The sequence below is a fragment of the Kitasatospora sp. NPDC096204 genome, assembly GCF_044763205.1.
GTDB lineage: Bacteria > Actinomycetota > Actinomycetes > Streptomycetales > Streptomycetaceae > Kitasatospora.
Genome location: NZ_JBIWFT010000002.1, coordinates 60,954 through 75,596, shown reverse-complemented (window position 1 = coordinate 75,596; position 14,643 = coordinate 60,954). Strand labels below are relative to the sequence as shown.

The window sequence follows — 14,643 nt, the reverse complement described above, 5'->3', positions numbered from 1 at the left end:
CCCGAAGCGGGGCCCGGCTTTCCAGGTGTCGTGGTCACCGGGCGTTCCGGTCACCGGCCGCCGCACCCGCTCACCGGTCGGTGGCCACGGACACCTCGCCGACCCAGCCCGGGAGTCGCTCACGCGCGGTGAGCCACTCGGGCGGCACGCCCGCGAGCCCGGTCCTGGCGGCGGTCACACCGGCGGCGATGGCACAGGTGGTGTCCTTGTCGCCCCAGCCCTCCAGGGTGTGCCAGACGGTCTCGGGCAGCGAGTGCAGGTGCCCGGCCGCGGACCAGAGGGCGAACGGCACGGTGTCCGGGGTGGAGATCAGCGTCCCCGAGCCGAGCACGTTGGCGGCGTGCCGGACACTGGTGTGATCGGGCAGTCGGGCGGCGATCCGCAGCCCTGAGCGGACGTCTGTGTCCGGCAGCCGTCCGGCGATCTCGGCCAGCAACTCGGCCCGGGTGGGCGGGTCTTCGCCCCGGCTGCGGACCGCCAGCGCCGCGGCGAGTGCGACCGCCACCGCACCGGCGACCGCCTCCGGGTGGAAGTGGGTGGTGAGCGCCTGCCGTTCGGCCTGCCGGGCCACCACGTCGAGGTCCTCGGCGAACCAGGCCCCCAGTGGTGCGACCCGCATCGCGGCGCCGTTGCCGTACGAGCCCTGCCCCTCGAACTGGCCCGCGGTGACGGTGCGCCAGTCCCCGCCCGCGCCGATCCCGCGCAGCACCCGGTGCATCGACGGGCCGTACTTGCGCCCGTACTCGCGGGCGTACTCCGCGGCGAACTCCCGGGCGAGCGCGTCCGGTCGGACCTCGCCCCCGTCGAGCAGGTGGCGGACCAGCACGAGCGCCATGGCGGTGTCGTCGGTCCAGTGCCAGGGCGCCGGCCTGACCAGCCGGGTGGCCAGCGCGGCGGGCGCCTCGTCCAGTGGCACCGAGAACCACCGGTCGCCGAAGGCGTCGCCGAGGGCGAGCCCCTCCAGACTGTCCAGGACCGGGCGGGCCGCACGCATGTCATCCTCCAGGTGAGATCAACTGTGTGCGGCAGTCTGGCCGACGGGCGGGGCGCCGGCCAGCGGTTTTCCCTCCGCTCGCCGGCACCCCGATCACTGACGTGCCGTCACTTCGCCTTCAGGCCGCCGAGAACGAGCCGCCAGACGGCCTCGAACCGGTCGTCGATCCCCGGGGTGGACCAGGTGGCCGCATAAGCCGGGTCGTGGAACGGGCCGGTGGCGTCGAAGACGGCGCGGGCGGTGTTCCGGATGTGAGCGAGCTTGAACTCCTTGCCCTCCGTGCCCTCCTGGACGATCTGCGCGATCTGGTCGACCAGGGTGTCGATGTGGGCTTCCACCAGGCCGCTGTTCTCCTCGACCAGCACCATGTAGGTGGCGAACAGCTCCGGGTCGTCCAGCGCCTTCTTCCGCTTGGCCGCGAACAGCGTCTGCAGCCAGCGGTGCAGCCGTGTGGCGGCGGGGCCGCCCTCGTTGGAGATGGCCGCCAGGTCGAAGTGCGCCTGGTCCAGCCAGCGCTGGGTGACGGCCTCGCGCAGCGCGGCCTTGCTGGGGAAGTGGCGGTAGACGCTGCTGTGGCTGACGCCGAGGCTGCGGGCGACGTCCACGACGGTGGCCTTGGCCGGGCCGAAGCGCCGCAGGACGTCCTCCGCTGCGATCAGGATCTGCTCGGCGGTGAGTGTGGTGTCCGTGGTCACGGGGAGGTCCGTCCTTGGGGTCGAGTGGTCGGGGCGCGGCGGTCGCGGCGGTCGGGATGTGGGGCTGGGGGGTGCGGTCAGCGTTCGCTGTCCAGGTGGGCCATCTGCGCGGCGCCGTACCGGTCGCCGGCGGCGGAGCCGGCGGGTACGGCGGCCTCGATGGCGGCGAGGTCGGCCTCGGTCAGCATGACGTCGAGTGCGCCGAGGGCCTCGGTCAGGCGGTCCCGGCGGCGGGCGCCGACCAGCGGGACGACGTCCTGCCCGCGCGAGGCCACCCAGGCGATGGCGACCTGGGCGACGCTCGCACCCCGGGCGGCGGCGATCTCGCGCAGGGCCTCGACCAGCGCCAGGTTGTGGGCCAGGTTCTCGCCCTGGAAGCGCGGGCTGTGGCTGCGGAAGTCGGTGCCGCTGAGGGCGCGTTCCCGGTTCCAGTGGCCGCCGAGCAGGCCGCGGGAGAGCACGCCGTACGCGGTGACGCCGATGCCGAGCTCGCGGGCGGTGGGGAGGACGGCGGCCTCGATCGAGCGGGACAGCAGTGAGTACTCGATCTGGAGGTCGCTGATCGGGTGGACGGCGGCGGCCCGGCGCAGGGTGTCGGCGCCGACCTCGGAGAGTCCGATGTGGCGGACGTGGCCGGCCTGCACCAGGTCGGCGATGGCGCCGACGGTCTCCTCGATCGGGACGTTCGGGTCCAGCCGGGCCGGGCGGTAGACGTCGACGTGGTCGGTGCGCAGGCGGCGCAGGGTGTAGGCGAGCGCGGTCTTGGTGGCGGCGGGGCTGGCGTCGTACCCGAGCCACTGGCCGTCGGGCGTGCGCTGGGCGCCGAACTTCACGCTGATCTGGACGCTCTCGCGGTCGCGGCCGCGCAGTGCCTCGTGGATCAGCAGCTCGTTGTGGCCCATGCCGTAGAAGTCGCCGGTGTCGAGGAGGGTGATCCCGGCGTCGAGGGCGGCGTGGATGGTGGCGATGCTCTCGGCCTCGTCGGCCGGGCCGTACAGGTCGGACATGCCCATGCACCCGAGGCCGAGGGCCGAGGTGACCGGCCCGGTGGTGCCGAGGGGGCGCTGGGCGGGGCGGGTGTGAGAGGACACGGGGGCTCCAGGGGGCGGCTGCGGTGCCGGGGAGGCGGGGGCAGGGTGACCTGGGTGCCACTATGGCACGACAGCGAACAGATTTCAAAATCTGTTCGCTGTCGTCTGTTATCTGAAAGTTGAAATCTGTCGATTGTCATTTGTTCGGGGCCGGGCGACGCTCAACCTCCTCGCCGCCCGCCGGGTTCTTCGGCCCCACCCTGCCCCGGTCCGCTGCGCCCGGCCCCACCCTGCCCCGGTCCGCCGCGCCCGTCGTCGGCGCCCAGGCCTCGCGCCCGCCCGGCGACCGCAGCAGGTGGGCGCGGGCCGGCGGCACGTTGCGCCACACCGTGCGCCGGCCCAGGCCGTGCTCCGCCTCGAACCGGCGCAGCAGCCGCACCACCGCCCGGTGGCGGGCGCCCTGGCGGGGGCCCGAGGTCAGGGTGCGCGCCATCGTCGTGCCGAGGTACCCGAAGTACGTCAGCTCGCCTCCGGGCACCAGCAGCCGAAGGTAGAGGTCGAGGATGTCCCGCACCCGAGCGGGCTCGAAGTTGGTGAACGGCAGCCCGGACACGATCACGTCGTACCGCTGCGAACCCTCCTCCGGCCGCGCCCCGTCCGGCGCCGACGGCCGGCACTCCGGCAGCTCCTCGACCCGGCAGGCCGACAGCCGCAGCCCGACCCCGGGGTGCCGTGCGGCCAGGACCGGATCCTCCCGCAACCGGTCGGCGAACCGCGGGTTGGCCTCGACGACGTGCAACCGGTCGCCCGGGCGCAGCACTCGGGCCAGTCGGCGGGTGACCACGCCCGTACCGGCCCCCACCTCCAGCACCGAGATCGGACGGTTCGGGCGGCTGGTGACCGGTACCACCAGCGCGTTCACCAGCTCGGGGCCGCTCGGGGCCAGCGCGCCGGTGTCGTGGAAGGTGTGCAGGGCCTCGGCGAGGAACAGCAGGTGGTCCCCGCCGACGGGCGAACTGTGGCGGAGGGCAGGGGAGTCGGGGCGGTGGCGGAGCCGGTCTTCGGTCATGCCGTCGACGCTAGGCAGGGCGGAGCCGCCGCGAATCGGCCGGTCAGCGGCGCCGACCCCCGACGAAAGTCGAGGGTGCGGGTAGCCGGAAGACAGAGGCGCTGCGCGGCGCAGCGCCCCTAGCATCGAGCCCGAAGTGCCGAACGCCGGCCCCACGGAAGGCATTCGGAACGCGGAGCGAGGAAAGGAGGAAGGGCATGCGCAGGAGTGTGCTCGGCTGGTACGAGCCGGACCACCGGGCCGGGATCGACACGTTGCTGCTGCTCGGCGTGCTCGGCCTGGCCATCGAGGAGGCCCTGGTCCAGTGGACGCACTCCGACGATCCGCTGCGCCTGCCGCGCACGGCCGTGGCCGCGCTCGCCTCGCTCTCGCTCGTCCTCGCCCGCCGCCACCCGGTGGCCTCGGCCGTGCTGCCGGTGCTCGTCAGCGGGCTGTTCAACCGGGCCTTCCCCGGGCTGTTCAGCGTCTTCCACCTCGCCTACCTCGGCCGGACGGGCCCCGCGACGGCGGGTGGCGCGGTCATCGCCGTGGCCGGCGCGACGCGCGCGGATTCGCTGCTCGGCTGGGTCGGTGCCACCGGGTCCCAACTCCTGGTCCAGGCCGCCGTCCTGGCAGTCGGCCTGTGGCTGCACGGCAGACGCGTGCTGATCCGCACCCTGCACGAACAGGTCGACGCGCTGCGCCGTGAGCGCGAGCTGCGCGCCGAACAGGCCCGGGCCGCCGAACGGGCCCGGATCGCGCGGGAGATGCACGACGTGCTGGCCCACCGGCTCAGCCTCCTGGTGCTGCACGCCGGGGTGCTGCGCGACCAGGCCAGAGCCGGCACCGTCGCCGCCGACCCCGACCGGCTCACCCACCGCCTCGAACTGCTGCGTACCACGGCGGCCCGTTCGCTCGACGACCTGCGCGACGTCCTGGGCGCGCTGCGGGCCGACCACCCACCGGCGCCGTCCGCCACGGGAGTCGAGCCGTCCGTGCCCGCCGGGGGCGGGCATGTGCCGGCGCCCGCCCTGCGCGACCTCACCGAGCTCGTCGGCGAGGCCACCCAGGCCGGCCAGCGGGTCGTACTCGCCCTCTCCGGAGACCCGGAGACCGTCCCGACCACCCACCGGCTGGCCGTGCACAGGCTGGTCCAGGAGGCGCTGACCAACGCCCGCAAGTACGCCCACGCCGCACCTGTCACCGTCCGGGTCGGCTACGGGGCTCCGGCGACGACGGTCGAGATCCGCAACGGCCCGGGTGAGGCGCCGCCGGACGAGCCCCGCACCGGTGGCGGGTACGGACTGGTGGGGCTGGCCGAACGGGTCGGCGCACTCGGCGGCCACCTCGACGCCGGCCCGGACGGAGGCGGCGGCTTCCGGCTCTCCGCCCGGTTACCCGCGCCGGACCGCCCGCCACGGGCGGTGCCCGATCCGGGTCCCACCCGTGGCGCCGGTCCGGCTACACCACCGGGGGCCGCGCGGCCCCACCCGGAGCGCGGGTCACCGCGCGCGGAGCGGTCCGAGGAATCACGGCGGCCAGAGCGGTCAGAGCGGTCAGAACGGTCAGAGCAGGACGCGAAGCCTCAGCCGAAGGACATCGCATGATCCGAACGATGGTGGTGGACGACGACGCGCTGGTCCGCCTCGGCCTGGTCGACCTGCTGGCCCAGGATCCGGCACTCACCGTGGTCGCCGAGGCCGCCGACGGGCTGCAGGCCGTCGAACTCGCCCGCAGCCGGCGGATCGACGTCGCGCTGATGGACATCCGGATGCCCCGGCTCGACGGGATCGCCGCCACCCGGCGGCTGCGCGAACTCCCGGACGGCCCGCGGGTCATCGCCCTCACCACCTTCGACCTGGACGAGTACGTGTACCAGGCGCTCGCGGCCGGGGCGGACGGTTTCCTGCTGAAGGACACCCCACCCGCGGAGATCGCCCGGGCCGTGCACGTCGTCGCCGGCGGTCAGGGGATGCTGCACCCGGCGGCCGCGCGACGGCTGATCGACCGCTACCACCGGGTGGGGGCGCCGCGGTCGGTGACGGCCCGCAGCCGGGTCGCCGGGCTCACCCCGCGGGAGACGGAGGTACTGCGCGAACTCGCCGACGGGCTCTCCAATGCGGAGATCGCCGGCGTGCTCGGGATGCGTGAGAGCACCGTCAAGGCGCATGTCAGCCGGATCCTGACCGGGCTCGGCGTCGGCAACCGGGTCCAGGCGGCTCTGCTCGCGCGCGACGCCGGGCTGGTGGGCGACGGGGGCTGAGCAAGCCGCCGTTCCAAGGTCGCGCCGTCCAGCCGTCCCGCCGTCCAGCGGTCCAGCTGTCCCGCCCCTGCCCGGCCGCCGTCCCGCCGTGCCCGGCTGCCGCCCTGTCGTGCCCGGGGGTAGCAGCCGAGGCACGTCGAGGCTAGGTGGGGCACATCGGGGCACGGTATCGTGCGGTGTTCACGCGGGCGTTCCCCGGACGTTCCTCCGGAGTCAGGGCGGGACTCGAAGCGGGCTTCCCTGAGCCGTCGCGTGCCCCCGGTTCGTACCGCGTGCTGAGCCGCTGTCACCCATCCGGCGTGGAAATGCCGTGCCTTGGCCGTTTGCGCTGCCGAACTCGGGCGGCGGGTCCATGGTGGAGATGGGCGCGATCCGGCGACCGCGCCCGCGCGCCGATCCAGGCCCGCGCGCCGAGCGCCCGCGCCGATCGCGGACGGGCGGCCTCCGAAGCGGGGCCCGGTACCGGCACGCTGGGAGCGGGGCCACCTCGCAGGAAACCGAACGGTTCTTCTAGGCTCACATCTCGGCTTCCCTGCGGCGGTCCGGCCACTGCGCCCGCTGTCAGGAGGCCGCCGTCCACGGGGGCTCCGGGCGGACCGGGGCCACCGGATCGAGCGAGGAGACGCATCATGCCAAGCACGCCGCCCTGCCGTACCACCGTACTTGGGCCAGTCGGGCCGCTCCGGCGGGCCGCCCATCATGCCGTTCGGCCGGTGTGGTTCGGCCGGGCCTGGTGCCCGGGTGGGAGTGGTCGGCCGGTACGGCCGCTGTATACCGGCGGCGGCCGCGGAGGCGAGCGTTGAGTTCCCAGACCGTCGGGTCGCACGCCGTGCCGGGCGCCGCCGCGGAACCCGCCCCGACACCGGTCACCGTCCCGGCCGCCACCGACGGCGAGGCCCGCGCCGCCGCTACCACCGCTACCACCGCCACCGGTCCTACTGCTGCCGCCTGCACGGCAACTGTCGCTCCGGATCCGGTCACCACGGTGCCGGCCGCCTCGGGGCAGGCCACCGCCGCCGCGTCCGCTACCGCGAAGACGGCCGTCGCCAAGGCGGCAGTCGCCAAGACCACGGCCGCCAAGTCGGCCCTCACGAATCCCGCCCTCACGAAATCCGCTCTCGGCAAAGCCGGCGTCGCGAAGACCACGGTGGCGAAGACCGCTGTCGCGAAGCCCACGGCAGGACCGGCCGCCCCCGCCACCCCGGGGACCGCGACCGCCACCACGGCGTTGCCCGGTGTGTCGCAGGCACTCAGCACCCGTGCCCGTAGCCTCGCCGGCGCCGTCCGGCGCCGCTGCGCCGACCTGGCGCGGATCGAGTCCCCCAGCGGTGACGCCCCGAGACTCGACGCCTTGGCCGAGGAGTTGGCGGCCGGGTTCCGTGCCACCGGTGCCACCGCCCGCCGTGAACCCGGGCCGGCGGGCGACCACCTGGTGCTGGAGTGGGAGGGCCGGGACGAGTCCCTGCCGCACCTGCTGATCGTCGGGCACCACGACACCGTCTGGCCGGTCGGCACCCTCGCGGACTGGCCGGTGACCGAGCAGGACGGTCGGCTCACCGGCCCCGGAGTGGTCGACATGAAGGGTGGACTCGCCATCCTGGAGGGCGCGTTGGCACTGCTCGCGGACCTGGGCGAGCGCCCGCACCGCACCGTCCGCCTGGTCGTGGTCTCCGACGAGGAGGTGGGCAGTCCGGACGGGCGGCGCCTGGTCGAGCGCCAGCTGCGCGGCGCCGCCGCGGTCCTGGGGCTCGAACCGTCGCACCCCGACGGCCGGTTGAAGACCGCGCGGCGCGGCAGCACCCGGGTGCGGCTCACCGTGACCGGCCGTGAGGCGCACGCCGGCAACGACGCCCACGACGGGGTGTCCGCGGTCGACGAACTGGTGGACCAGCTCGTGCTGGTGCGCGATCTCGCCGGCCAACCCGGTACCGAGCTCAACACCGGGCGGATCAGCGGTGGTACGCGCGCCAATGTGGTCGCCGGCCGGGCCGAGGCCGAGCTGGGACTGCGCTTCTCCACGGCAGAGGCGCAGCGCCGCACGCTCGACGACCTCGCCCGGCTCACCGCGCTGCGCCCGGGCGCCCGGGTCCGTACGGAGGTGCTGTCCAGCCGTCCGGCGTGGCCCGAACGGACGGGCAACCCGCTGTTGCGGCACGTTCGTTCGCTTGCCGCCATGCTCGGGCAGCAGCTGGACGGCGCCCCGGCGGGTGGGGCGGGGGACGCCAATCTGCCCGGCTCGCGCGGGCTGCCGACCCTCGACGGTTTCGGTGCGGTGGGCGCCGGAGCGCACGCCCGGCACGAGCACATCCGGCTCGACCAGATCGCCCCCCGGGTCGCCCTGCTGGCAGCGCTACTCGCCGTACCACTGCCGCGACTGCGCGACCGCGCGGAGGGATGAGCCGCCGGTGAGCCGCTGACGGCCGACCGCTGACGGCCGACGACGGGCGGACAGGCGACAGCGGACAGGGAACAGCGAACAACTCACAGCGAACAGCTGACAGCGAACAGCGAATCGCCGACGGATAACAGCTGACAGATTCTGAAATCTGTCAGCTGTTATCCGTTCCGCACCTTGCCATCCCCCCGTCCCGCCGCGCAGAATGGTACCGACCGAACGGTCAGTCGGTTGGTCGGCGCCCAGACGCCCGACCGACCGGGCAGGACACGAGAGGGGACCGTGGTGACAGCAGAGGTGGCCGAGGCGGTCCCCGCGCAGACGCCGGAGGACCGGTTCGAGGCGGTCGTCGCCGCCGAGCAGCGGATCGAGCCCAGGGACTGGATGCCCGACGCCTACCGGGCCACCCTGATCCGCCAGATCGCCCAGCACGCCCACTCCGAGATCATCGGCATGCAGCCCGAGGGCAACTGGCTGACCCGGGCCCCGTCCCTGCGCCGCAAGGCGATCCTGCTCGCCAAGGCCCAGGACGAGGCCGGCCACGGCCTCTACCTCTACGCCGCCGCCGAGACCCTCGGCGTCGACCGCGCCGAGCTCACCGAGAAGCTGATCTCCGGCCGCCAGAAGTACTCCTCGATCTTCAACTACCCGACCCTCACCTTCGCGGACGTCGGCGTGATCGGCTGGCTGGTGGACGGCGCCGCGATCTGCAACCAGGTCCCGCTCTGCCGCTGCAGCTACGGCCCGTACGCCCGTGCGATGGTGCGGATCTGCAAGGAGGAGTCCTTCCACCAGCGCCAGGGCTACGAGCTGCTGATGACGCTGATGCGCGGCACCGAGGCCCAGCGCCGGATGGTCCAGGACGCGGTGGACCGCTGGTGGTGGCCGTCGCTGATGATGTTCGGCCCCTCGGACGCCGACTCGCCGAACAGCGCCCGTTCGATGGCCTGGCGGATCAAGCGGCACAGCAACGACGAGCTGCGCCGGCGCTTCGTCGACATGACCGTCCCGCAGGCCGAGCACCTGGGCGTCACCCTCCCGGACCCCGAGCTGCGCTGGAACGAGGAGCGCGGCGGCTGGGACTTCGGCGAGCCGGACTGGTCCGAGCTGACCAGGGTCATCCACGGCCAGGGCCCCTGCAACGCCCAGCGGATCGAGCGCCGCCGCGCCGCCCACGAGGACGGTGCCTGGGTGCGCGAGGCGGCCGTCGCCTACGCGGCCAAGCGCGCCGCCGAAGCCACCGAAGCCGCCGCAGTCCCCGCAGCCCCCCAGACCACCGCAGTTCCCGAAGCTCTCGCAGTCCCCGAGGCCACCGAAGCCACCGAACAGGAGAACGGAAAGTGACCGACCCCCAGGTTGGCTCCCCGGCCGGGTCCAAGGCCGGCTGGCCGCTGTACGAGGTGTTCGTGCGCCCCCGGCGCGGGCTGAACCACGTCCACGTCGGCTCGCTGCACGCCTCCGACGACCGGATGGCCCTGCTCGCCGCCCGTGACCTGTACACCCGCCGCAACGAGGGCGTGAGCCTCTGGGTGGTCCGCTCGGACGCGATCACCGCCTCCACCCCGGACGAGCGCGACCCGTTCTTCGAGCCCAGCGGCGACAAGGTCTACCGCCACCCGACCTTCTACGACATCCCCGAGGATGTCCCGCACATCTGACGGGGGAGCCACCGTGCACAACGACACCACCACCGGCGCCGACCAGGACGACCACGTCTACCTCAGCCTCGCCGACGCCGCCCCCGGCCCCGAGGGCGAGGGCCGCTGGGCGTACGGGACGGGTTTCGCCGACCCGCTGCTCGGCGTGGACACGGCGCTGCCCGCAGGCCTGGACGGCGCCGACCTCGCCGCCTACTGCCAGATGCTGGGCGACGACGCCCTGGTCCTCGCCCAGCGGCTGATCGAGTGGTGCACCCGTGCGCCCGAGCTGGAGGAGGAGGTCGCGCTCGCGAACCTGGGCCTCGACCTGCTCGGCCAGGCCCGCCTGCTGCTCACCCGGGCCGGCCAGGCGGACGGCACCGGCCGCACCGAGGACGACCTGGCGTACTGGCGCGAGGAGCACGAGTTCCGCAACGTCCGCCTGGTGGAGACGCCGAACGGCGACTTCGCGTACTCGATCGCCCGGCTGCTGCTGTTCGCCACCGCGCGCGGCGCCCTGTACGAGGCGCTGAGCGCGCACCCCGACCCGGTACTGGCCGCGGTCGCGACCAGGGGCGTCAAGGAGCTGGCCTACCACCGGGAGTACGCCACCGCCTGGACACTGCGCCTGGGCGATGGCACGCCGTACTCCGCCGAGCGGATGCAGGCCGGTCTGGACGCGGTCTGGCCACTGCTGGAGGAGCTGTTCACGGCACACCCGGTGGAGCAGCGCGCGGGCGTCGACCCCGCGACGCTGCGTGAACCGGTGCTGCGCTCGCTCGCCGCCGTCCTCGCCGAGGCCGGGCTGACCGTGCCGGACGTGCCGCCGCTGGCCACCGTCCTGGGCCGGGCCGGCCGGGACGGCGTGCACACCGAGGCGTTCGGCCCGCTGCTCGCCGAGTTCCAGGTGGTGGCCCGGGCCCACCCGGGGGCGACATGGTGACGGGCGGCATCGCGACGGGCACGGCGGACCCGAGGGGCGCCGCGGACCCGAGGGGCGCCGCGAACCCGGCGGGCAGGACGGCCCGGGACCTGGCCTGGGCGGTTGCCGCGGCCGTCCCGGACCCGGAGCTGCCCATGCTGACCCTGGCCGACCTGGGCGTCCTGGCCGAGGTCGAGGTGGACGGCGGCAGCGGCAGCGCCGACGGCACGGTGACCGCCTGGCTGACCCCGACCTACTCGGGCTGCCCCGCCGTCGCCGAGATGGCCGCCGACGTGGACCGCAGGCTGCGCGCGGCCGGGTACCCGGACGTCCGGGTGCGGCTGCGGCTGGACCCGCCGTGGTCCACCGACCTGATCACCGCCGAGGGCCGCCGCAAGCTCGCCGAGGCGGGCATCGCCCCGCCGCGCCCCACCGCCGCCGTCGCCACGGCCGGTCCGGTGGCGCTCACCCTCGGCCCGACCCGCACCGGAACCGCGACCCCGCCCCCCGTGCCGTGCCCGCACTGCGGTGGCACCGCCACGGAGGAGCTGTCCCGCTTCGGTTCCACCGCCTGCAAGGCGCTCTGGCGCTGCCGGGCCTGCCGCGAGCCGTTCGAACGCGTCAAGGAGATCTGAATGCCCGCCGCTTCCCCCGCTGCCGCGTCCGCCGGTCCGGTCTCCGCGTCCGCCGGTCCGGTCTCCGCGTCCGCCGGTCCGGCCTCCGCCTCCGCCGGTCAGGCCTCCGCGTCCGTCAGACCGGCCTCCGCCACTGCGGCTTCCGCCTCCACCCCCGGCTCGGACACCGGGGCGACCGGTGTCCGCCCCGCCCGGCGCCCGACCTTCCACCGGCTGCCGATCGACCGGGTCGAGCGGCTCTGCGAGGACGCCGTCGCGGTGACCTTCGCGGTGCCGGACGGACTGGCACAGGAGTACGCCTTCCGCCCCGGGCAGACCCTGACCCTGCGCAAGCTGGTGGACGGCACCGACGAGCGCCGCTCGTACTCGATCTGCGCCCCGGTCGGCGGGCCGCTGCGGATCGCCGTCCGGGAGGTGCCCGGCGGGCTGTTCTCGCGCTGGCTGGTGCGCGAGGCGAAGCCGGGCGAGGAGGTCGAGGTGCTGACGCCGTCCGGCCTCTTCACCCCCGAACTCGGCGTCCCGGCCGACCACGTGCTGCTCGCGGCCGGCTCCGGCATCACCCCGATGCTGTCGATCGCCGCCTCCGTGCTGGCCGCCGACCGCGACTCCACCGTCACCCTGCTCTACGGCAACCGGCGCAGCGACACCGTGATGTTCGCGGATGAGCTGGCCGACCTGAAGGACCGCTACCTCGGCCGCTTCCAGCTGGTCCACGTACTCTCCCGGGAGACCAGGGACGCCGAGCTGCTCAGCGGCCGGCTGGACCCGGAGCGGGTTCGCGCGCTGCTGGCGGCGCTGGTGGACGTCGGCAGCGTCGGGCACTGGTGGCTGTGCGGCCCGTTCGGCATGGTTGCGGGGGCCAAGGAGCTGCTCGCTGAGCTGGACGTGCCGGGCGAGCGGGTGCACCAGGAGCTGTTCCACGCCGAGGACGAGCCGCTCCCCGAACGCGACGAGGACTGGGAGCGGACGGACGCCTCGTCCGGTGGCGCCTCGTCCGGCGGCGCCGCGGGCCCGCAGAGCGAGGTCACCGTCGTCCTCGACGGCCGCGGCAGCACGCTCTGCCTCCCGCGCGACCGCTCGATCCTGGACGGCGCCCAGCGCTCCCGCCCCGACCTGCCGTTCGCCTGCAAGGGCGGGGTCTGCGGCACCTGCCGCGCCCTGGTCACCGAGGGCGAGGTGGAGATGCGCCGCAACTTCGCGCTGGAGGAGAAGGAACTGGCCGCCGGCTACGTCCTCACCTGCCAGGCCCGCCCGCTCACCGACCGGGTGACCGTCGACTACGACCGCTGAGCCTCAGACGGCAGCCGGCTCCGTGGCCGAGCCACGGAGCGTCGGGCCGTCGAGCGTCGGGCCGCCGAGCGTCGGGTCACCGGGCGTCGGCGCCCCGAGCGTCGGGTCACCGGGCGTCGGCGCCCCGAGGGCCGGGTTCCCGAGCAGCTTGACCAGGTCGTTGACCGCCGCGCGTCCGGCCCGGTTGGCGCCGACGGTGCTGGCGGAGGGGCCGAAGCCGACCAGGTGGACGCGGGGGTCGGCGGTGGCGCGGGTACCGGTGAGCGCGATGCCGCCGCCGGGGGAGCGCAGCCCGAGCGGGGCGAGGTGCCCGACCTCGGGCCGGAAACCGGTCGCCCAGACGATCGCGTCCACCGCCAGCTCCTCGTCGCCCCAGGCGACCCCGTGCTCGGTGAGGCGGTCGAACATCGGTCGGCGGTGCAGCGCGCCCAGCTCCTCGGCGCGCCGGTAGGCGACGGACGGGCCGAGCCCGGTCACGCTCACCACGCTGCGCACCGGCAGGCCCCGCCTGACCCGCTCCTCCACCTTGGCGACCACCGCGCGCCCGTACTCGGGAGTGAACGGTCCGTCGTGGTAGACGGGTTCGGAGCGGGTGACCCAGACCGTCTCGCCGACCGCGGCAACCTCCGACAGCACCTGGATCGCCGAGGCCCCGCCGCCCACCACCAGCACGCGCCTGCCCGCGAACTCCTCGGGGCCGCGGTACTCGGCGTAGTGCAGCTGACGGCCCGCGAAGTGGCCCGGGTAGTGCGGGAGGAAGGGGCGGGTCCAGGTGCCGGTGGCGTTGATCAGAGCACGGGTGGACCAGGTGCCGTGGTCGGTCTCGACCAGCAGCCGGGAGTCCGGGTGCTCGGACTCCGCCCGTACGGCACGCACCGCGACCGGGCGTACGACCGGGAGCGCGTGCCGGGCCTCGTACGCCGCGAAGTACTTCGGCACCACCTCGCGGGCGGGGGCCTCGGGGTCCGGCGGCGGGAGTTCGGCGTCCGGGAGGTCGTGGACGCCGTGCACGGTGGCCATCCGCAGGGACGGCGAGCGGTGCGCCCAGGCACCGCCGGGTACGGGGTTGGCGTCGAGGACGACGAAGCCGCCGTCGACGCCCGCCCGGTACGGGGCGAAGCCGCGACGGCGCAGGTGGTAGGCGGCGGACAGGCCCGCCTGCCCGGCGCCCACCACCAGGACGTCCACGCGCCGCGGAACACTGTTAGTTGCACCGTAAACAGTCACGCCCATGAAACATCGGGGGACCGGCGGGTGTTCCCGCGAACCGGGCCGAAGACCGTCCGGACCGGGCCGAAGGCCGTCCGAACCGGGGCGGAGGGGCGTCAGGAGACCGGGGAGATCACCGCGGCGGTGCCGTAGGCGCAGACCTCGGTGCCGACATCGGCCGCCTCGGTGACGTCGAAACGCATCATCAGGACGGCGTTCCCGCCACGCGCCTTGGTCTGCTCGACCAGCCGCTGCATCGCCTCGTTGCGGCTCTCGACCAGGGTCTTCGTCAGACCGCGCAGCTCGCCGCCGATCAGCGACTTCAGACCGGCACCGATCTGGCTGCCGAGGTGGCGGCTGCGGACGGTCAGCCCGAAGACCTCGCCGATCACGTGGTCGACCCGGAAGCCGGGGATGTCGTTCGTGGTCACGACCAGGACGTCCGCGTTCGGGCCCTGCCCGCCGCCGTACTCGTTGATGTCAGCCATGGGACGCATCCTGCCAGTTCCTGCGTCCGAGTGACC

Annotated in this window: 14 protein-coding genes; 8 read left to right on the top strand and 6 right to left on the bottom strand. The window is 74.4% G+C overall.

The window, feature by feature from the left end; translation table 11 throughout:
- Positions 1 to 70: 70 nt before the first annotated feature.
- The 4 genes from ACIQ87_RS02100 to ACIQ87_RS02085 all read right to left on the bottom strand — a co-directional run bounded on the left by ACIQ87_RS02100 (position 71) and on the right by ACIQ87_RS02085 (position 3,789).
- A complete protein-coding gene (locus tag ACIQ87_RS02100; protein WP_402400188.1) occupies positions 71 to 994 on the bottom strand; it encodes an ADP-ribosylglycohydrolase family protein in 924 nt (307 codons plus the stop codon).
- A 107-nt stretch (positions 995 to 1,101) separates the two neighbouring features.
- A complete protein-coding gene (locus ACIQ87_RS02095; protein ID WP_402400185.1) occupies positions 1,102 to 1,689 on the bottom strand; it encodes a TetR family transcriptional regulator in 588 nt (195 codons plus the stop codon).
- Positions 1,690 to 1,766: 77 nt separating this feature from the next.
- A complete protein-coding gene (locus tag ACIQ87_RS02090; RefSeq protein WP_402400900.1) occupies positions 1,767 to 2,702 on the bottom strand; it encodes an aldo/keto reductase in 936 nt (311 codons plus the stop codon).
- 214 nt (positions 2,703 to 2,916) lie between these two features.
- Positions 2,917 to 3,789 (bottom strand): class I SAM-dependent methyltransferase, encoded by an 873-nt coding sequence (locus ACIQ87_RS02085; protein ID WP_402400183.1) that lies wholly within the window; start codon positions 3,787 to 3,789, stop codon positions 2,917 to 2,919.
- 197 nt (positions 3,790 to 3,986) lie between these two features.
- Here ACIQ87_RS02085 and ACIQ87_RS02080 point away from each other — a divergent pair, with 197 nt between their 5' ends.
- From ACIQ87_RS02080 to paaE, 8 genes are all read left to right on the top strand, one after another.
- Entirely contained in the window at positions 3,987 to 5,375 is a 1,389-nt protein-coding gene (locus ACIQ87_RS02080) for a histidine kinase (RefSeq protein ID WP_402400180.1), read from the top strand.
- Positions 5,372 to 6,031: a response regulator gene (locus tag ACIQ87_RS02075; RefSeq protein ID WP_402400177.1), complete on the top strand. Its 660-nt coding sequence runs from the start codon at positions 5,372 to 5,374 to the stop codon at positions 6,029 to 6,031. Before ACIQ87_RS02080 ends, ACIQ87_RS02075 begins: the two co-directional genes overlap by 4 nt.
- A gap of 799 nt (positions 6,032 to 6,830) precedes the next feature.
- Positions 6,831 to 8,429, top strand: a complete 1,599-nt coding sequence (locus ACIQ87_RS02070) for a M20 family metallopeptidase (protein WP_402400175.1) — start codon at positions 6,831 to 6,833, stop codon at positions 8,427 to 8,429.
- Positions 8,430 to 8,708: 279 nt separating this feature from the next.
- Positions 8,709 to 9,770, top strand: a complete 1,062-nt coding sequence (gene paaA, locus ACIQ87_RS02065; RefSeq protein ID WP_402400172.1) for a 1,2-phenylacetyl-CoA epoxidase subunit PaaA — start codon at positions 8,709 to 8,711, stop codon at positions 9,768 to 9,770.
- Complete coding sequence (paaB, locus tag ACIQ87_RS02060) at positions 9,767 to 10,084, top strand: 1,2-phenylacetyl-CoA epoxidase subunit PaaB (protein ID WP_387757691.1); 318 nt, start codon at positions 9,767 to 9,769, stop codon at positions 10,082 to 10,084. The genes paaA and paaB overlap by 4 nt, the downstream gene beginning before the upstream one ends.
- Before the next feature lie 13 nt (positions 10,085 to 10,097).
- The gene (paaC, locus tag ACIQ87_RS02055) at positions 10,098 to 11,006 is read left to right on the top strand and encodes a 1,2-phenylacetyl-CoA epoxidase subunit PaaC (RefSeq protein ID WP_402400169.1); all 909 of its coding nucleotides are present in this window, start codon (positions 10,098 to 10,100) and stop codon (positions 11,004 to 11,006) included.
- A complete protein-coding gene (gene paaD, locus ACIQ87_RS02050) occupies positions 11,000 to 11,620 on the top strand; it encodes a 1,2-phenylacetyl-CoA epoxidase subunit PaaD (RefSeq protein WP_402400167.1) in 621 nt (206 codons plus the stop codon). The genes paaC and paaD overlap by 7 nt, the downstream gene beginning before the upstream one ends.
- Entirely contained in the window at positions 11,621 to 12,910 is a 1,290-nt protein-coding gene (gene paaE / locus ACIQ87_RS02045; RefSeq protein ID WP_402400164.1) for a 1,2-phenylacetyl-CoA epoxidase subunit PaaE, read from the top strand. It abuts the gene before it with no gap.
- A 3-nt stretch (positions 12,911 to 12,913) separates the two neighbouring features.
- Here paaE and ACIQ87_RS02040 read toward each other — a convergent pair whose 3' ends face one another.
- Positions 12,914 to 14,143 carry a flavin-containing monooxygenase gene (locus tag ACIQ87_RS02040; RefSeq protein WP_402400161.1) on the bottom strand — a complete coding sequence of 410 codons (1,230 nt, stop codon included), beginning with the start codon at positions 14,141 to 14,143 and terminating at the stop codon, positions 12,914 to 12,916.
- Positions 14,144 to 14,235: 92 nt separating this feature from the next.
- Entirely contained in the window at positions 14,236 to 14,607 is a 372-nt protein-coding gene (locus tag ACIQ87_RS02035) for a YbjQ family protein (RefSeq protein WP_392871918.1), read from the bottom strand.
- Positions 14,608 to 14,643 lie beyond the last annotated feature (36 nt).